19 protein-coding genes and 1 tRNA gene are annotated in these 17,653 nt (G+C 64.4%); 13 read left to right on the plus strand and 7 right to left on the minus strand.

The window, feature by feature from the left end; genetic code table 11:
- Positions 1 to 14: 14 nt before the first annotated feature.
- The 6 genes from AC01FP_RS01270 to AC01FP_RS01295 all read left to right on the plus strand — a co-directional run bounded on the left by AC01FP_RS01270 (position 15) and on the right by AC01FP_RS01295 (position 5,332).
- Positions 15 to 971, plus strand: a complete 957-nt coding sequence (locus tag AC01FP_RS01270; protein ID WP_474477133.1) for a putative selenate ABC transporter substrate-binding protein — start codon at positions 15 to 17, stop codon at positions 969 to 971.
- A 61-nt stretch (positions 972 to 1,032) separates the two neighbouring features.
- Positions 1,033 to 1,257 carry a hypothetical protein gene (locus AC01FP_RS01275; protein ID WP_474477135.1) on the plus strand — a complete coding sequence of 75 codons (225 nt, stop codon included), beginning with the start codon at positions 1,033 to 1,035 and terminating at the stop codon, positions 1,255 to 1,257.
- 100 nt (positions 1,258 to 1,357) lie between these two features.
- On the plus strand, positions 1,358 to 2,104 hold the full coding sequence (locus AC01FP_RS01280) for an ATP-binding cassette domain-containing protein (RefSeq protein ID WP_474477138.1): 747 nt from the start codon (positions 1,358 to 1,360) through the stop codon (positions 2,102 to 2,104).
- Entirely contained in the window at positions 2,101 to 3,687 is a 1,587-nt protein-coding gene (locus tag AC01FP_RS01285; protein ID WP_474477141.1) for a PhnE/PtxC family ABC transporter permease, read from the plus strand. Before AC01FP_RS01280 ends, AC01FP_RS01285 begins: the two co-directional genes overlap by 4 nt.
- Positions 3,644 to 4,324, plus strand: a complete 681-nt coding sequence (locus AC01FP_RS01290) for a GDSL-type esterase/lipase family protein (protein ID WP_474477144.1) — start codon at positions 3,644 to 3,646, stop codon at positions 4,322 to 4,324. The genes AC01FP_RS01285 and AC01FP_RS01290 overlap by 44 nt, the downstream gene beginning before the upstream one ends.
- A 105-nt stretch (positions 4,325 to 4,429) precedes the next feature.
- On the plus strand, positions 4,430 to 5,332 hold the full coding sequence (locus AC01FP_RS01295; protein ID WP_474477147.1) for a sigma-70 family RNA polymerase sigma factor: 903 nt from the start codon (positions 4,430 to 4,432) through the stop codon (positions 5,330 to 5,332).
- On the opposite strand, the gene AC01FP_RS01300 is transcribed toward AC01FP_RS01295, so the two are convergent.
- Positions 5,290 to 6,033: a TIGR00297 family protein gene (locus AC01FP_RS01300; protein WP_474477215.1), complete on the minus strand. Its 744-nt coding sequence runs from the start codon at positions 6,031 to 6,033 to the stop codon at positions 5,290 to 5,292. The genes AC01FP_RS01295 and AC01FP_RS01300 overlap by 43 nt on opposite strands.
- Positions 6,034 to 6,169: 136 nt before the next feature.
- Between AC01FP_RS01300 and AC01FP_RS01305 the strand changes: the two genes are divergently transcribed.
- Positions 6,170 to 6,565: a hypothetical protein gene (locus AC01FP_RS01305; RefSeq protein ID WP_474477150.1), complete on the plus strand. Its 396-nt coding sequence runs from the start codon at positions 6,170 to 6,172 to the stop codon at positions 6,563 to 6,565.
- Here the strand turns inward: AC01FP_RS01305 and AC01FP_RS01310 are convergent.
- Positions 6,562 to 7,332, minus strand: a complete 771-nt coding sequence (locus AC01FP_RS01310) for a 16S rRNA (uracil(1498)-N(3))-methyltransferase (protein ID WP_474477153.1) — start codon at positions 7,330 to 7,332, stop codon at positions 6,562 to 6,564. The genes AC01FP_RS01305 and AC01FP_RS01310 overlap by 4 nt on opposite strands.
- 8 nt (positions 7,333 to 7,340) lie before the next feature.
- Complete coding sequence (locus tag AC01FP_RS01315) at positions 7,341 to 7,853, minus strand: DUF3531 family protein (protein ID WP_474477156.1); 513 nt, start codon at positions 7,851 to 7,853, stop codon at positions 7,341 to 7,343.
- Positions 7,854 to 7,914: 61 nt separating this feature from the next.
- Between AC01FP_RS01315 and AC01FP_RS01320 the strand changes: the two genes are divergently transcribed.
- Positions 7,915 to 8,595, plus strand: coding sequence for an ABC transporter ATP-binding protein (locus AC01FP_RS01320; protein ID WP_474477159.1), 681 nt, complete (start codon positions 7,915 to 7,917; stop codon positions 8,593 to 8,595).
- Positions 8,592 to 9,509 (plus strand): Hsp33 family molecular chaperone HslO, encoded by a 918-nt coding sequence (hslO, locus tag AC01FP_RS01325; RefSeq protein ID WP_474477162.1) that lies wholly within the window; start codon positions 8,592 to 8,594, stop codon positions 9,507 to 9,509. The genes AC01FP_RS01320 and hslO overlap by 4 nt, the downstream gene beginning before the upstream one ends.
- Positions 9,510 to 9,546: 37 nt before the next feature.
- On the opposite strand, the gene AC01FP_RS01330 is transcribed toward hslO, so the two are convergent.
- The 4 genes from AC01FP_RS01330 to AC01FP_RS01345 form a co-directional block, all read right to left on the minus strand.
- Entirely contained in the window at positions 9,547 to 10,212 is a 666-nt protein-coding gene (locus AC01FP_RS01330; RefSeq protein WP_474477165.1) for a CPP1-like family protein, read from the minus strand.
- Between the two features lie 66 nt (positions 10,213 to 10,278).
- Entirely contained in the window at positions 10,279 to 10,518 is a 240-nt protein-coding gene (locus AC01FP_RS01335) for a hypothetical protein (RefSeq protein ID WP_474477168.1), read from the minus strand.
- Between the two features lie 65 nt (positions 10,519 to 10,583).
- Positions 10,584 to 12,224, minus strand: a complete 1,641-nt coding sequence (locus tag AC01FP_RS01340; protein ID WP_474477171.1) for a peptide chain release factor 3 — start codon at positions 12,222 to 12,224, stop codon at positions 10,584 to 10,586.
- Positions 12,225 to 12,245: 21 nt separating this feature from the next.
- Positions 12,246 to 12,923, minus strand: a complete 678-nt coding sequence (locus AC01FP_RS01345; RefSeq protein WP_474477174.1) for a class I SAM-dependent methyltransferase — start codon at positions 12,921 to 12,923, stop codon at positions 12,246 to 12,248.
- 129 nt (positions 12,924 to 13,052) lie between these two features.
- Between AC01FP_RS01345 and nrdJ the strand changes: the two genes are divergently transcribed.
- From nrdJ to cfa, 4 genes are all read left to right on the plus strand, one after another.
- Positions 13,053 to 15,440: a ribonucleoside-triphosphate reductase, adenosylcobalamin-dependent gene (gene nrdJ / locus AC01FP_RS01350; RefSeq protein WP_474477176.1), complete on the plus strand. Its 2,388-nt coding sequence runs from the start codon at positions 13,053 to 13,055 to the stop codon at positions 15,438 to 15,440.
- Between the two features lie 45 nt (positions 15,441 to 15,485).
- A tRNA-Ser gene (locus AC01FP_RS01355) sits at positions 15,486 to 15,570 on the plus strand.
- 397 nt (positions 15,571 to 15,967) lie between these two features.
- Positions 15,968 to 16,426, plus strand: a complete 459-nt coding sequence (locus AC01FP_RS01360) for an Hsp20/alpha crystallin family protein (RefSeq protein WP_474477179.1) — start codon at positions 15,968 to 15,970, stop codon at positions 16,424 to 16,426.
- Positions 16,419 to 17,653: cyclopropane fatty acyl phospholipid synthase (cfa, locus tag AC01FP_RS01365; protein WP_474477182.1), on the plus strand; the 1,235-nt coding region annotated here is incomplete at its 3' end. The genes AC01FP_RS01360 and cfa, both read left to right, overlap by 8 nt.

Below are 17,653 nucleotides of genomic sequence, written 5' to 3' on the forward strand. Positions count from 1 at the left end.
ATTTTCTGCAAGCTTTGATCACTCGAGAACGCTGGGCCGTTGCGCTCGCCGGCCTGCTGCTGCTGGGCCTGCTGCCAACGGCCTGTACCAACCCCGCCGATCGCCAGGCATCGGCTCCTGACACAGCGGCGCAGCCGCTGCAGCCCAACGCCAAGCGGGTGCTGCGCATCAGCGCCATTCCCGACCAGAACCCCGAAAAACTCAACCGGCTCTACGGCCTGGTTGTTGATGAGCTCGGCGAGCAGCTGCAGGTACCGGTGAAGTTCATCCCCGTTAGCGACTACACAGCAGCCGTGACCGCCTTTCGTACCGGCGATCTAGACCTGGTTTGGTTTGGTGGCCTTACAGGCGTGCAGGCCTGGCTACAGAAGCCCGGCGCCCGGGCTCTGGCTCAGCGCGACATCGACCGTTCCTTCCATAGCGTGTTCATTGCCAACCCCCGCAGCGGCATTAAGCCGATCAGCACCGTGAACGGGCTGCGTGAGCTCAAGGGCAAACGCTTCACCTTCGGCTCGGAGAGCTCCACCTCCGGCCGGCTGATGCCCCAGTTTTATCTCAACGAAGCCGGGGTGCAGCTCAGCGACTTCGCCGGCGGAGCACCGGGCTTCAGCGGCAGCCACGACGCCCTAGTCGATCTAGTGAAGAGCGGCACCTACGAGGCTGGCGTGGTGAACGAGGAAGTGTGGTTGAGTCGTCTACGCGAGGGCAAGGTCACCACCGACCAGGTGATCCCGATCTGGCGAACCCCCGGCTATGCCAACTACACCTGGGTGGTGCAGCCTGACCTAGACAAGCAGTTCGGCCCGGGGTTCACCGCCAAACTGGAAAAAGCCTTCGTGGGACTCGATAGCGCCAACCCACGCCAGGCCCAGATTCTGGATCTGTTCGGCGCCGAGCGGTTCGTGCCGGCCAACAACAATCAATACAAGGCGATCGAACAGGTGGGGCGGCAAATCGGCAAAATTCGCTGACACAGGCGGGCGTTTGGCTCCAGCAGCATTCAGAATCAATTTTCTCCAGCGCCTCAGATCCGTGGTCTGGTTGATTGATCTGGTTTTGCTGCTGGCCGGCTTTGTGCTTTGGAGCCGTGCCAACAATGAAGGCGATGAGGCCTGGTCCCTGTTTCTGCGCAGCATCGCCCTTCTGGATCTGGCCTTCATCACCTTCGGCAACGGCCAACTGCTGATCGAAATTCCCGTGTTCGCCCTGGCCCTTGCCTTGCCATCGGCTGCCAGCCTGGAGCGGCGGCGCAACTAAAACGTCAATGAATCCCCGCGGCCCTGACTTGATCGAGGTGTCCTTAGTGGCGCTGATCCTGGCGCTGATCGTTTACCGCCTCACCCTGGCCTGAAGGGCGATGTCTGTACTGCTCGAACTCCAAGACATCACCGTCAAGGGCCGCAGCCTGCCCCGCCTTGCTGGGGTGTCGCTGCAGGTAGATGCCGGTGAACGGATTGCCCTGCTGGGTCCCAGCGGTGCTGGCAAAAGCACCTTGCTTGCCGTGGCCAATGGCTTGCTGACCCCGCAGCAGGGCAGGGTGTTTTGGCAGGGGGAGGCCCGGGCCCGCAGCGGACGGGCCCGGCGACGGCAGCAGGCCCGGATCGGCACCCTCTGGCAAGACCTACGCCTGATCGAGGAGCTCACCGTGCAGCAAAACCTCAACGCCGCCCGGCTAGCGGTCTGGGGCTGGCCGCGGGCCCTGCTCAATCTGCTGATGCCCCTAGAGACCAAGGCCTGCACAACGATGTTGCAGCGGCTTGATCTCGATCCAGCCCTGCTCAACCAGCCCGTCTCCGCCCTCTCCGGCGGCCAGCGCCAGCGGGTTGCCCTAGCCCGACTACTGCGACAGGAGCCCCTGCTACTGCTGGCCGATGAACCCGTGGCCAGCCTTGATCCCCGTCTGGCCGGCGAACTTTTAACGCTGCTCCTAGATCTTGCCAGCCCGCCTCGGGCCTTGCTGCTTAGCTTGCACCGTCCCGATTTGCTGGCTGGTTTCGATCGGGTGCTGGGGCTGCGGGCCGGCCGCCTTGTCTTTGACCAACCCATGGCCAGCCTTGAGCCAGGCCAGCTCGAGGAGCTTTACGCCGGGACCCCAGGGGCATGAAACCAGCGGCGCCGTTGTGGGTGTTGCTGCCCGCCCTAGTTGTGCTGCCGCTGCTGGCGTTGCTGCCGGGGATCAGCCATGGCGGTGGCTGGGAGCTGGTGGGCCAATTTGCTGCCGCGGCCCTGCGGCCTTCCCTTGATCCAATAGTGCTGGGCTCGGTGCTGGGCGGCCTTGCCATCACAGCCGGCATGGCCCTGCTGGGCTGGGCCGGCAGCCTGGTGCTGGGCTTGGTGCTGGGAATCGCTAGTTCAAGAATGGTGTGGCGCACCTGCTACGGCAGCGCCGCTCCAGCCAGCTGGATACGCCGCCTACTAGCCATACCGCGCTCGATTCACGAACTGCTCTGGGGGCTGCTGCTGCTGCAGGTGGTCGGACTGCAACCAGTGGTGGCGGTAGTGGCAATCGCCATTCCCTTTGGAGCGCTGGTAGCCCGGGTGGTCAGCGACCTGCTGGATGCCCTGCCCACCGCCAGCCTGGAGGCCCTGCGCTGCGGCGGCAGCCCCGCGCCAACCGCCCTATTCACGGCCCTAGGGCCGCCCCTGCTGCCCCAGGTGATCAGCTACAGCGGCTACAGGCTCGAATGCGCCTTGCGCAGCGCCACCCTGCTGGGGGTATTTGGCCTGGGCGGGCTGGGCACCGAGCTGCGCCTCACCCTGCAATCTCTGGCCTTCAACGAGCTTTGGAGCGGCCTGTGGGCTTTGCTGGCGGTGATGCTGCTGCTGGAAGCCCTGATGGGCTGGCTGCGGCGGCGCTGGGCCATGCCGGCACGGCTGGGACTGAGCCAGCGGGGGGTGGGCAGCCAGGGCCAGGAGATGGTGGCTGTGGCAATGGTCCTGCTGCCCGTGCTGGCGCTGGTGGCCTGGCGCCTCGAGGTGCAGCCCGCCGCCCTGCTGCAGTGGCAGGGCCTGCCACCGCTGGGCGCCGCCGACTGGGGGGCCGTGGCCTCCCTGCCCTGGCCGAGCCTGATCGGCAACACCCTTGTGCTCACCTTGGTTGCTGCGGCCCTAGCTGTGGGGTTGGCGCCCCTGCTACTGCTGCTTGCGACGCCCTGGCCGGCAGCGGGCGCGCTGGTGCGGGGGCTGTGGGCCCTGGGCCGACTATGGCCGCCACCGCTGACGGCCCTGTTGCTGCTGTTTGTGCTCCAGCCCGGAGTGCTCACAGGCGCCCTTGCCCTGGGCTTCCACAACCTGGGCGTTCTCGGACGCCTGCTCCTAGAAGCCGCCGAAACCAGTGGCAGCAACCAGGAGCAGGCTCTGCTGGCCGCAGGGGTGGGTCCGCGCCTGGCCCTGCTCTACGGCCGCTTCAGCGGCCTGGCCAGGCCCTACTTGGCCTATGGCGCCTACCGGGCTGATGTGATTTTGCGCGAATCGGTGGTGGTGGGGCTGGTGGGGGCCACGGGCCTGGGCAGCCAGCTGCTGGAAGCCCTGAGTTCGTTTGCCGGCGACCAACTGCTGGCCCTGGTGCTGGCCTATGCGCTGCTGACCTTGCTGGGGGAAGATCTCAGCGACCGCGCACGCCAGTGGCTGCTGGAGACTCCCCATGGTGATGGCCTTCCCCAGGAAGCTGGTGGCACTTGGCGATAGCGGCGTTTTTGGCTGGGGCGATCCCCTTGAGGGGGGCTGGTGCGAGCGGCTGCGGCGCCACTGGATGGAACTGCCGGGCGGCCCGGTGCTCTACAACCTCGGCGTGCGTGGCGATGGCCTGGAGCGACTGGCAATTCGCCTGAGCGGCGAGGTTAGCTGCCGCGGTGAGCTACGGCGCCAGCTGCCGCAGGGGGTCCTGCTCGGCATAGGCCTCAACGACACCGCCCGGGTGGGACGGCCTGATGGGCGACCCCAGCTGGATGCCGAAGGCTTTTTGTTTGGCTTGCAGCAGCTGCTGCACAAGGCCAAGGAGATCGCTGCGGTGCATGTGATCGGCCTCACCCCGGTGGAGGAGAGAGCCATGCCCTACGCCGGGGTGCTCTGGTATTCCCTGGCAGACATCCGTCGCTACGAGGCCCTGCTGGAAGAGGCCTGTCTGGAGGCGAATGTGCCGTTCCTGCCCTTGCTGGAGGGGCTGCTGGCCGATTCCGACTGGCCCCTATGGCTGAGCAACGACGGCCTGCACCTCAACAGCGAGGGCCATCGCCAAGTGTTTGAGCGGGTGCGCTCCTGGCCGGCCCTTCTGGACTGGGCCGATCTGCAGCTGCGCCAAGAGCCCACCCCCTTGAGCTACTGAGCGGCGGTGTCTTATCACCCATTCGGGTGAGAGCGCTTCACCGCCCTGGGGGAGCCAGCCGCATGGGCACCGCGGCGACGGTAAAAACACCGACGCCTCCGCCCCATGGCCACCTCCTGCCCAAAAACATCTGCCCGCCAGCGCCGCAGCGGCCAAGCCGATCCAGCCCAGCTGCACACCCGCAACCGCAGCTGGCTTGAGGCCATGGCCGCCAGCCCCGACGCCGCAACCAAGCTTTGGTGGCGCAACGCCCTGGTGGAGCACAACCTGGCCCTGGTGCGCATGGTGGCCCAGCGCCAGAGCCAGCGCACGGGTCAATCTTTTGATGAGCTGGTGTCTGCAGGCTGCCTGGGGCTGATCCGGGCCGTGGAGGCCTTCGACCTGCGCCAAACCTGCAATCTCAGCAGCTATGCGGTGCCCTACATCCGTGGCGCCATGCTCCACGACGTCCGCGACCACGGCCAGCCCCTGCATACCCCCCGGCGGCTGCGGGAGCTGCAGCAACGGGCCCGGCGGCTACAGGAGCAGCGCCGCGGCCAGGGCCTGGCACCGCTTGCCGCCGCAGAGCTGGCCTCAGAGCTCGGTTGCAGCACCGCCCAACTCGAGGAGTCCGCCGCAGTGCAGCGGGCCCTGCAGGTGCGCAGTCTCGATGCCCCGCTCAGCGGCGAAGGCGAGCAGGCGGGCACCCTGCTCGACCAGCTGGCAGCCGGTTCCGCAGCCGCAACCAGCGCCGGCGACGATCCGGGCGATGGTCCAGGCGATGATTCAGGCGACGATTCAGTGGCTGGCGAAAAGGTTTTAAAGGCCCGCTGGTTGCAGAACCAACTATTCCGGCTCGGCGGCATCGAGCAGCGGTTGCTGCTGGGTCACTGGATCGAGGGTCTGGGCTGGTGCGAGCTGGCCCTTGAGCTCAAGCTCAGCAGCCGCCAAGCCCGGCAGCGTGGCGAAGCCCTACTGGCCTGGCTTCAGGCGAAGGCCATCGCCAGCAGCGCCGCAATCGCCGTCTGAAGCCCGTTCACCAGCTCGTTGCTGAGCCAGCTCCAACGCTGTTGGACGCTGGCTCCAATCAGGCTTTCGATCAAGGTGGCTGCCAGTCCCACCAGGGTCACCAGCAGCCAGGCGCCACTGCCAGCCAGCAGCCCCAGGGCCAGCATCAGGGCCGCCATCAGTGCACTGCCCGCCAGGCTGGCGGCGGTGCCCTCCAAGCTGATCGCCCCTTCAGTGCCGGGGGGCACGGGACGCAAGGTGGTGATCAGCAGCGTGTGGCGCCCCCAGCGCTTGCCGATTTCACTGCCGAATGTGTCGGCCAACTTGGCGGCGAAGCTGGCTGCAAAACCAACCAGCAGCAGCGGTGCCGCTGCCGGCGCCAGGGCGGCGGAGCCAGCCAGCAGGGCGCCAGTGGCGGCAGAGCCCCAAACGTTCTCCGGACCTCGCAACCCGCCCCGCGCCTCCGCCAATCCCCGCGCCTGCTTGGTGCGAAAGCCCAGGCGCGTCACCAGGGAGCCCAGGGCCAGATAAAGCACCACCGCCAGCCAGCCCCGCAGGCCCAGGCACCCCCACAGCAGGCTGCCAAGAATGCCCGCATGCACCCAGCCGGCACGGGTTAGCAGGGGCAGGCGCTGGGCCAGGGAGATCAGCAGGAAATTGAGCACCAAGGCCACCAGCCAGTGGCTCCAGGTCTGGGGGGCGACAATTGCGGGAGAGAGCAGGGCCGGCACGACAAGGGCCGGGGCAGATATCAGCACTGAGCGGCAGCGGGGCTAATGAAGTGTGTTTCACAGCGCGACGGCTGCGGCATCTGGGCTGGGCAGCAGCGGATAATCCCCATACGACGCTGCTGCCGTGATGGTGTTCAACCGCAAGGCTTCCTTTTTCTTAGACCTCGGCAGCGAAGGTGCCACACCAGCGCAGGTGGCGATCGCCGAGGCCAAGCCCGATCCCAGCGAATCGGAAGCCAGCCAGGCGGCAACTTTCCAAGTAGGCATTGGGCCCTCCAGTCCGGCCACAGCGACAGCCGCCGCAACGCCAGCGAGCCCAGCTCCAGCAGGCTCGGCACCCACCACTGCTGAAGCGATCGCCGCCGAATTGCGGGCCGCCCAGGAGGCCCTGCCCCCACCCAGCAACGCCACCTTCGCCCCCGACTGCCTCAACCCGGCCAACGCCCTGCCCAGCCGCCGTCGCCTAGCCGGCGCCAACCTGGCGAGCTACAAGGCGATGGCCTCCGGCATGTTCCGCAACTAGGGCAGCTGGGCCCGCCAATGGCTTAGTAGGCCTGCGGCCGTTACTGCAGCGGTGCTGCAGCGCAGGATCGTGCTGCCCAGGCTCACGGGCTGCCAGCCCTGGGCCAGTGCCAATGCTTCCTCCGCTGGAGTCCAGCCTCCCTCCGGGCCAATCGCCACAGTGAGCGGTTCGGAGGCACCAGGCAGGGCTGCTAGGCGGGTCAGCGCCTGGGCGAGCAGGGGCATACCCTGGCGCCTGGTGGTGCAAAGCAGCCCCCGACATGAGCCACCAGGCGGCCCCGCCCCCAACAACTCGGAAGCTGGCCGCAGCGAATCCAGCTGGGGTTGCCAGAGGCGCTCGCACTGCTCCAACGCCTCTCGCAGGATGGCCTGTGCCCGCTGCGGCTTCAGGGGGTCGGCGGCGAAGCTGCGCTCGGCTTGCAAAGGTAAAAACCGATCGATACCTAGTTCACAGGCCATGCGCAGCAACACGTCGGCATCGCGCTTCGGCAGGGCCACCGCTAGCTGCAGTGGCGGCGCCGCTGGAGGCTCAAACGCCAGGGGGGAGCTGGGGTCCTGCTCCAGCAGAGCCTGATCGGCATGACCCAAAAGAGCAGTCCAGAGACTGCCTGCCCCATCCACTACCGCAAAGCGATCGCTAGGGCGCAGGCGCAGCACCCGGGTGAGGTAGTGGAGCTCCTGGCGATCCAGCTCCAGCTCAGCACCAGCACTGGGGCCGGCGAGCAAGCGACCGGGAGTAATTAGCAGACGGCGCAGGTCCCGGGTCACGCTGCTTCCTAGTCGCGGGGCTGGGGGTCTTCGTAATCTTTGTCAGCTTCATCATCTTCTTCGTCCTCAAGCTCATCGAGGCCAGGGAAGAGGGCATCGGGCTGCTCTTCTATCGGCCAGTCTTCGTTGAGGCCGCCAACCAACAACTCTTCGATCTCGAGCACGTCGTTGTTGAGCTGGCCCAAGGCATTGATCAACACGTCGAGGGCGAAGGCATCACTGGTGCCGAGGTCCACCCAGCAGCGCGCCCACTCCTCCTGGTATTCCATTGGGCCCATGTTGTGCATCAGGGCTGGCAGGGCGCCGGCAGCAGCCTCGTGGCTGTAAGCCATCCAACCCAGCTCCGCGCCCTCCTCGTGGACCTGCAGGTTTTCGGCGTTGAAGCCACCCAGCTTGCCCAAGAAAAACCAACTATCGAAAGCGGTTTCCAGGTAACCGCGTTCGCCCGAACCCACCGGGTGGGGGAAACGCATCCAGATCCAGCAGTTGAAGGGATTGAATTCGCGAAAGCGCACCTCCATGGCGGATTGGCTGCAGCACAGAACTGGCTCAATCAAACACGCCCGCCGGCATGCTGGGGTCATGCTTGAGCTCCGCAACGTCAGCTACCAACCGGCCACGGCGGTGGCGCCGGTGCTCTGCGGTGTCAGCCTCACCCTGGCCGTGGGCCGCGCTTGCCTGGTGGCCGGTCGCAGTGGCAGTGGCAAAACCACCTTGCTGGAGGTGATCAGCGGCCTGGCCGAGCCATCGGGAGGCCAAGTGCTGTGGGAAGGGGAGCAGCTCAATGGTCGCCAGCTGCGCTGGCTATGCGGCTTGGTTTTTCAGTTTCCGGAGCGCCATTTCCTCGGCCTCAGCGTGGGGCAGGAGCTAAAGCTCGGTCACCGCCGGCTCACGGCAGAAGAGGCCCAGGGGGCCCTAAAGCTGGTGGGGCTCGACGGGCTGTCACTGCAGCAGGCCCCGGAGCAGCTGAGCGGCGGCCAGCAAAGGCGCCTGGCCCTGGCCGTGCAGCTGCTGCGCAACCCCCGGGTGCTACTGCTGGATGAACCCACCGCAGGCCTCGACTGGGCAGTGCGGGGCGAAATCCTGGAGCTGTTGGCGGCCCTGGCCCAGGAAAGAGCTGTGCTGGTGGTCACCCACGAGCCTGAGCTATTTCGCGGCGTAATCGAGGGCGGCTGGCGACTGGAGCGGGGCCAGTTGGAACTCCTCAGCGCGCTGCCTACGATGGCTTCAACGATGGCAACACCCCAGGGAAACAATCCTTGAGCGACCAACTTCTCCGGGCCACAGCCGCCGCCGGCGGCATTCGCATGGTGGCGGTCAGCACCACCCAGGCCAGCCGTACCGCCAGGCAGCGTCATGGCCTCTCTTTTCTTGCCGGTGCCCTGCTAGGCCGCGCCATGACGGCTGGGTTGCTGCTAGCCAGCTCAATGAAGGTGGCCCATGGCCGCGTCAACTTGCGCATCGCCTCCGATGGCCCCTTGAAGGGCCTGATGGTGGATGCGGGCCGCAACGGCACAGTGCGCGGTTACGTGGGCTATCCAGCTCTGGAGCTCGAACTGCTGAAAGATCCAGATGGCATGGCCCACTTTGACTTCAAAACCGCTTGCGGCACCGGCTATCTGCACGTGGTTCGCGACCTGGGCGAAGGTCAACCCTTCAGCTCCACCGTGGAACTGGTCAGCGGCGGCATCGGCGAGGACCTTGCCTCCTACCTGCTGCACTCGGAACAGACCCCCTCAGCGGTTTTCGTAGGCGAGCAGCTCGATAGCAGTGGCGTGCGCTGCAGTGGTGGTGTGCTGGTGCAGGTACTTCCCAAAGCCGCACGGGAACCGGCCCTGGTAGCTCTGCTTGAGGAGCGCTGCCGCGAGGTGCAGCACTTCAGCCAGCGACTGGCCGACTGCGAGGGCCAGCTACACAACCTGCTCGTAGATATATTCCCCGACCTCGACCCCAAGCCCCTAGGCGATGCTGAGGCTTGCACGCCAGTGCTGTTCCACTGCCCCTGCAATAGGGAGCGCAGCGTCAGCGCCTTGAAGCTGCTAGGACGGGACGAACTTAGCTCCATGCTTGTAGAAGACGGCCAAGCCGAACTGATCTGCCACTTCTGCAATGAGATCTATACCGTGGAAGCAGCGGAACTTACGGAATTGATCGCGGAGTTTGCGCCAGCTGGTTAAGGGGAGACTGGCGGCTAAACGGCAAGAGATCAAGCAATCATGCGATCAGCAGAGCTCCAAGCAGCAACAGCAGAAGGGCAGGCACGCTTTGCACCTGGGGCAGGCTCAAGGGCAAGGAGCTAGAGAGGATACCTGCCAAGATCGCTCCCAGCAGCAATCCGACACACAAAAGACCGAAGCCCCAGCCCACTGCCGCCAGAAAGCGACGGTTGCGCCACTGGAGGTTGATCACTGCCATGGCGGTAGCCAGGGCAAGCACAAGGTCCGGGGGAAAGCCTGGAGCAAGTAGAAGCATCAGCAGTAAGACCCCGGCAGTGGCCGTTGGAAACCAAAGCTCACGCCCTGTCGCCAAAGCCAGGCCAGGCAGCCTGAGCTGCGGTGCAGAAACCCGGGGCAACTGCAACTGGGACAGAGCCGGCACCGCCAACTTGGGCGGCGGTGGCGCCAGTTGTTCCCGCTGAGAAGCGGTCTTGGCCGCACTGCTGACGCGGCCCTGTTGGCGTTCCTTGAGGCGCTCCATCAGCACCGCGTCGTAGGCAGCCTCGATGCGGGAGCGCGCCATGGTGTCATCGCCAACCTCATCGAGTCGTGCCAATTTGGCGGCCTGCACTTCGTCGAAGCCAGCATCCGCAGCCACACCCAACCTTTCGTAGGGACCGGAGGGGTCGGCCGCCGGGGATGTCTGGTCGGAGCGTTGGGTCATGACAAGCCGCGGCGCGGCACGGAGGGGATCACAAAGCCTCCCTTGTTAAAGCGTATCGAGGCCTAACTAAAACAGGGGCTCGCTGGAACGAAATCCGGCTTCAGATTTGAGCCGAAGGAGGCAACTCTCTGCCTCCGCGGCCCCCAGGCGCTTGCGGTGTTTGAGCAGGGGTAGCTGGGGTGGCATGTGACTACCCTCTCGCATTTCCACCGTGGTAGCACCAATGGGTCCCTGGGCGGGCAGGAAGCTCACGTAATCGCAGCCCCCGTCTGGGCGGGGACGCACCAGCCAAAGTGGCTTGGGCATCACTGTGATGGTTCGTTGCATATGAGTCTGGCGCGGCCAATCCCTGTCCGTGGGCTTGCTCAGCTCTAGAGCGCGATCGGTTCAACCCCGCTCACCACCGGCGCCACGGCGCTCAGCTCCAGCTCCGGGTGCTCCTCCGCTAGCTGACCCAGGTTCCAGCTGTTCTTGAACAGCAGCACCGGCCGATTCCAGGCATCTCGCACCGTCTTGCAATTAAAGATCCGCCCCACCTGCTCCAATGCTGGCCAGCCGCCCGCCACCCAGCGAGCCACCACAAAACCTATAGGTTCAAGCCGCGTCTGCACGCCGTATTCGTGCTCAAGCCTGTATTGCACCACCTCCAGTTGCAGTTGGCCCACCGCCGCCAGAATCGGATCGCGCTTGCTTTCATCTGTGTCGTAGAGGATCTGCACCGCCCCCTCCTCGCGCAGCTCATTAACGCCCTTGCGGAAACTCTTGAACGTCGATGGGTTGGGGTTGCGCAACCAGGCAAAGATCTCCGGCGAGAAGCAAGGAATCCCTTCGTATTCCACCTTCTGGCCTAGATAAAGGGTGTCGCCAATGGCGAACATGCCCGGGTTATTGAGGCCGATCACATCGCCGGGGTAGGCGTCCTCCACCACCTCCCGGTCCTGACCAAACAACTTCTGGGGCCGCGACAGGCGAATGGCCTTGCCGGTGCGGGCGTGCTGCACCGTCATGTCCTTTTCAAACTTGCCGCTGCACACCCTCACAAAGGCCACCCGGTCGCGGTGGCGCGGATCCATGTTGGCCTGCAGCTTGAACACAAAGCCGCTGAAACCGGGGCCGATCGGATCGATCTCACCGGCATTGCTGGCTCGGCCCACCGGCTTTTGGGCTAGCTCCAAAAAGGCATCAAGAAACGGCCGCACGCCGAAGTTGGTCATCGCCGAACCAAAGAAAACAGGCGAGAGCTCACCGGCGTGCACCAGCTCCATGTCGAGGTCGGCGCCAGCCCCCTCCAGCAACTCCAGTTCCTCCAGGGCCTGAGCCAGGAGCTCCGGCTCCACGGCCCCCGCATCGCGAGCCTCCTGCACCGTGAGCAGCTTTTCCTCGCTCTGGCGGCCGCGCTCGGCGCGCTGAAACAGGATCACGTCATGGCTGCGGCGATCGATCACGCCGCGAAAGCGGTCGCCGCTGCCGATCGGCCAATTCACCGGCCAGCAGGCCAGGCCCAGCTCCTGCTCGATCTCATCGAGCAGCTCCAGGGGCTCACGCCCCGGCCGATCCATCTTGTTAATGAAGGTGAAGATCGGGATGCGCCGCATGCGGCACACCTCAAACAATTTGCGCGTCTGGGGCTCCAGGCCCTTGGCCGCATCTTCCAGCATCACCGCGTTGTCGGCGGCAGCCAGGGTGCGATAGGTGTCTTCTGAGAAGTCCTGGTGGCCGGGGGTGTCGAGCAGGTTGATCGTGCTGCCCGCATAGTCGAACTGCAGCACCGTTGAAGTGATCGAGATGCCCCGCTGCTTCTCCAGCTCCATCCAGTCGGAGGTCACCTTGCGCTGCTCCCCCTTGGCCTTCACGGCGCCGGCCTGTTGTATCGCGCCGCCGTAGAGCAAGAGTTTCTCAGTAAGAGTGGTCTTGCCAGCGTCCGGGTGGGAAATGATCGCGAAATTGCGACGGCGGGACACGGCCTCCGCCAGTGCCGCCATTTCTGGAGTGATGTTGCTGCTACTGATCATCAACTCAGCCTGCCAGGCCGCTTAGTCAAGCCGGCCCCAAACCTCCAGGTAGCGCTCCTGCCGCGGCGCCACCTGGAGCTGGGCAGCGAGCCCGGCCTGCTGCAGCTGCTGCTGCACCTCCTCTGGACTAAAGGCCGCATGCAGGGAGGCGCGGTAGTCGTGGCGCAGCAGCTCCGGCGCTCCCTCCATCCGGGAGACCACCAGCGCCTCCACCGCCTCGGGGCTGGCGGGGCGCCGCAGGTCTTGGACATAAACAAACGCCCCAGGGGCGCCGAGCTGGGCCACGGCCTGCCAGAGCACCGCCGGATCATGCAGGTGGTGCAACAGGCTGTTGCACACCACCGCCGAGAAGCCGGCGGCCATGGATCCGGGTGCTGCCAAGGGCAGCAGCGCCTCCTCAAAGCGCAGCCGCGCCGCCAGCTGCGGCGGCGCTCCCGCCAGGCGCTCCCGCGCCACCGCCAGCATCCGTGGCGCCCCGTCGAGCCCTAGGACCTTTGCTGCAGGCCAGCGAGCGGCCAGGAGCAAGCTGATGTTGCCCGGGCCGCAGCCCAGATCCAGCAGGGCCGTGCCGGGTTCATCACCGCAGAGCTGGGCCAGCCGCTCCACCATCGCCGCATCGGAGGCGGCGAAATCGGCCTGGGCATAGGCCAGCACCTGGCCTGCCTCGTCCATCAGCTCCGGCTCCGGAATGCGCTGCATCGAAATTCAAGATTTCCAAATCCATTGTGGCGCAGTCTTACTGGGCGGCGCACTGCCACTGGTGTGCCCCATATGTTGCACACACCACCTGTGGCGTTATGGTTCGGCTCACCTTGGGCCGTACTGCCTGTGACGCTCTCAGCCACGCCCCCTACAGCCGCCAATCAGAACGCCGAAACTGCAGCGGCTGAAAAGGCTTTTGCCGCCGCCAGCGGCAAACCGGCGGGCGAGGCCCTCGATTTCCCAGCCACCGCCCCTGCTGCCAACCCGGTGTTCTACCGGACCTACAGCCGCAAGACCGAGACCGGCCGGGAAAGCTGGCACCAGGTGGCTGAGCGCAACCTCGGCGGCCTTAGCAAGCTGGGCAACCTCAGCGAGGCGGAGGTGGAGCTGATGCGCCGCATGCAGCAGCAGCAGAAAGCTCTGCCTTCAGGGCGCTGGCTGTGGATCGGCGGCACTGAATGGATCGAGCAGCAGCACAATTTCTCTGGCGCTTACAACTGCACCTCCACCAACCTGGTGGACTGGGAAGCCTTCGGTCTGATGATGGACCTGGCGATGATGGGCTGTGGCACTGGCGCCATCATTGAGCCGCACCTGATCGGCCGCTTGCCGGCGGTGCGCAACCAGCTCAGCATCGCCGCTGTGACCGATATCGGTGCCACTCCGGCTGGCCAACGCCAGGAGCACACCAGCCATAGCATCGAGGCCAACCGGGTTGCTATCAAGGTGGGTGACACCCGCCGCGGCTGGGTGGACAGCTATCAGTTGCTGCTCAACCTCTGCAGCGACGAGCGCTTTGACCCCGCCAGCCCGATCGAGATCAGCGTCGATCTCTCCGACGTGCGGCCCGTGGGCGAAACCCTCAAGGGCTTCGGTGGCATGGCCAACCCGGTGAAACTCAAGGACCTCTATGGCCGCGTGGCCCAGATCCTCAACAAGGCCCAAGGCCGCCAGCTCACCTCGGTGGAGTGCTGCCTGCTGATCGATGAGGCTGCCGTCACGATCGTGGCCGGCAACATCCGCCGCAGCGCCGGCATGCGCCAGTTCTGCGCCGACGACAACTCCGCAGCCGGAGCTAAGGAGAACCTCTGGCAGCAGGACAGCGAAGGCAACTGGAGCATCGATCCGGAAAGGGATTCGCTGCGCATGGCCAACCACACCCGGGTCTTCCACAACCGGCCCGACCGGGCCACGGTGCTGGAGGCGGTTGTTAAGCAGTTCCAGAGCGGTGAGGGCGCGATCCAGTTCGCCCCCGAAGCCATCGCCCGCTCCAACGCCGACCTGCTGACCACCCCAGAGCTGCGCACAGAGTTCATCGGCATCTACTGCGACCAAGGCCGGGAGCAAGCGGGCCTCTGGCTCACCACCCACCACCCCGAGATCAGCGCCGCCGAGCTGGAGCACCGCCTGGGCCGCTACGGCCTCAACCCCTGCGGTGAGATCCTCGGCGCCGACTTCCACTGCAATCTGGCTGAAATCCACCTCAACCAGATCGACCCCGCCGATCTAGTCGCCCAGGAGGAGTCCTTCCGTGCCGCCGGCCTAGCCGTGGCCTGCCTGCTCAACCATCGCTTCGAGGTGGAGCGCTACCGCCAAAGCCGCGCCTGGGATCCGATCGTGGGCGTGAGCTTCACCGGCCTGTTTGACTTCTTTGTGCACGCTTTTGGCACTCCCTGGCTCACCTGGTGGGAAGCGGGCCGTCCCAACACGGCCGAAGGCCTGGGCTTCAAGGCAAAGGAGGCCGAATTCCTGGGCCGCTGGAAGCAGATCGTCAATACGGCGGTTTGGGACTACTGCGATCGCCACGGCCTGCGCCGCCCCAACCGCTGCACCACCGTGCAGCCCGCCGGCACCAAGAGCCTGCTCACCGGAGCATCCCCTGGTTGGCACCCCCCCAAGGCCCAGCGCTTCATCCGCCGCATCACCTTCCGCAAGAACGATCCGGTGGCGCTGGCCTGCATGGATTACGGCTACACGATCGTGCCCTCGCAAAGCGATAAGGACGAACAGGGCCGCCTGCTGGATGATCCGTTTGATCCCCGCTGCACCGAGTGGCTGGTGGAAATTCCCACCGAAGTGAGCTGGGCCAACATCCCCGGTGCCGACGCGGTGGAGATCAACAACTTCTCAGCCTTAGCTCAATTTGACTTCTACATGCAGGTGCAGAAGCACTACACAGCCCACAACACCTCAGCCACGGTGGAGTTCCGCGAAAACGAAATAGAACCACTAGCAGATGCCATATACCAGGCGATCGATCAAGGCGAGGGCTACATCTCTGCTGCCCTACTGGCCCGCTTTGATGCCAACGCCACCTTTCCGCGCCTGCCATTTGAGCCAATCGACCACGCTACCTACCTACGCCTCAACGCTGAGGTGGCATCCCGGCGCAGCACCACCTGCTTCTTTGAAGCACTACAGCGCTATGACCGCGGTGAGCTGGTGGAGGCAGGCCCAGCTGGCTGCGATTCAGACAAGTGCTTATTGCCCCTGGCCAAACCAAGCAACAACTGACCAATTAAGATGGGACTCGGTGTGGCATTGCCGCACCGACCCTCTGGAGAGGTGGTCGAGTGGTTGATGGCTCTGGTCTTGAAAACCAGCGAAGTGAAAGCTTCCGCGGGTTCGAATCCCGCCCTCTCCGTTTTCAAATCTTTTTCCTGACAAAGGGCCTTTCAGTCCAGTTCCACCTCAGCATGCATTGCCCAGATGGAAGCACCCAGCCGCCTCGCCTCCTGCTCGAAGTAGCTAGCCAGCTCAGCTGAACACTCTGACGCGTTGCAGTTAAACAGTATTTCCCCCAGCAGAACCTGCAGAACCGCTACCCGTTCGGCGTAGCACTGGGTTGTGACGGCGGGGACTGTCATAGCAAAGACCAACGAGACGGAAGCGTCTTTAGAAAAACATTCCTGAGAGAGAGCCTCCTTGGTGTGATGTGCAACTGCCCAAAAATTGCAGCAGGATGTCGCACTCCTGCCGCTACAGCACATGACATTAATAGGCACCCATAGCTTGAGATGCACCTTTCAATCAGAATTCCAATGGCCTTGATCAAATGGGAACCTCTGCGGGATATCGAAGACATCTTTGAGCGCTACAGCCGTTCCATGGGAACGCCATACGTTCGGCAATCCGACTTGGCACGCTCATCCGAACACCTTGCCAACGGCGAATGGTTCCCTCGCGTGGACATCAGTGAAAACGACAATGGCTTCCAGATCAAGGCTGAAGTTCCAGGAGTGTGTAAAGACGATGTGAAAGTGACCCTCGAAAATGGCGTGTTAACCCTGCAAGGTGAACGACGTCAGGAACAAGAGGAGAAGGGTTTACGCTTCCATCGTGTAGAGCGCTCCTATGGAAATTTCATCCGCAGCTTCACACTGCCCACAAATGTGGATCCCAATAAACTTAGGGCCCACTTCCATGACGGGCTGCTTGAGGTAGAGATCCCCAAAACGCCCGAGACCCAGGCCGCCAGCGTGCAAATCAAGGTTGAGTGAGGTCGTCTACCCAGCAAAGCTGCAGCGAATCGTTGGCAGCGTCGGCGCAAATCAGCGGGGGGCCCGTCCGGGCCCTGCCCAGCGTGATGGTCTGAGGTTGGTTTCCTACCGCCGCATGGCCCTAACCGCCCTTACCCCTCAAGCCCAAGCCCAGACCCATCACGCTCCGGCCCGGATCCGGCGCCACTTCGAGGCTGCTGACATCGAGCTCAACGGTCCCCGTCCCTGGGATATGCAGGTTCAAGATCCGGCTCTTTACGGAGACCTGATCCGGCGCGGCAGCCTGGCTCTTGGTGAGGGCTACGTGCAGGGACGCTGGAACTGCGACCAGCTCGATGGCCTGTTCACACGGTTGCTTTCGCAGGACAATAGCCAACAAGCCGTGTTCGGACTAAGCGCCACCGCCCCGCTGCGGCGCCGCCTCCAGGCCCTAGGTAACGCCGTAATGAACCGGCAGTCAACGCGGCGATCTCACCAAGTGGGACGCCGTCACTACGACGTCGACCCGCGGGTATACACAGCCATGCTCGATGGGCGCCGGATCTACAGCTGCGCCTATTGGCAACAGGCCCAGACCCTGGAGGAAGCCCAGGAGCACAAGCTGCGGCTGATCTGCGAAAAACTGGAACTGGCTCCAGGCCAGCGGCTGCTCGACCTGGGTTGCGGCTGGGGCGGCCTGGCCCGTTTCGCCGCCGAGCACTACGGAGTATCGGTGCTGGGGGTGACCGTATCGAAGCAGCAGGCTGATGCCTGCCAACAGCTGAACAAAGGCCTGCCGGTTGAAGTTCACCTGGCCGACTACCGCGCAGCGTTAATCCGAGAGCGGGGCCCCTTCGATCGGGTGGTATCGGTAGGAATGATGGAACACGTGGGGCGCCACAACGACCATACTTTCTTCTCGGGAATCGATGCCGTACTCCAGGAAGACGGCATCTGCCTGTTGCAAACTATCGGCAGCACCGAAACCTGCGATTGGTTTGATCCCTGGATCGACGCCTATATCTTTCCAAATGGGCGACTGCCTTCAGCGATGCAGTTGTGCAGGGGCTGGGAGCCCTGGTTTGTGCTCGAAGACTGGGACAACTTCGGCGCCGACTACGACCGCACCTTGATGGTTTGGTGGGCCAACTTCGAGCAGGCCTGGCCCGAACTTTCGCAACATCTAAACCCTGAATTCCATCGGATGTGGCGCTACTACCTGCTGGCCTGCGCAGGACCGTTTCGATC

The organism is Cyanobium sp. NIVA-CYA 375 (assembly GCF_056108345.1).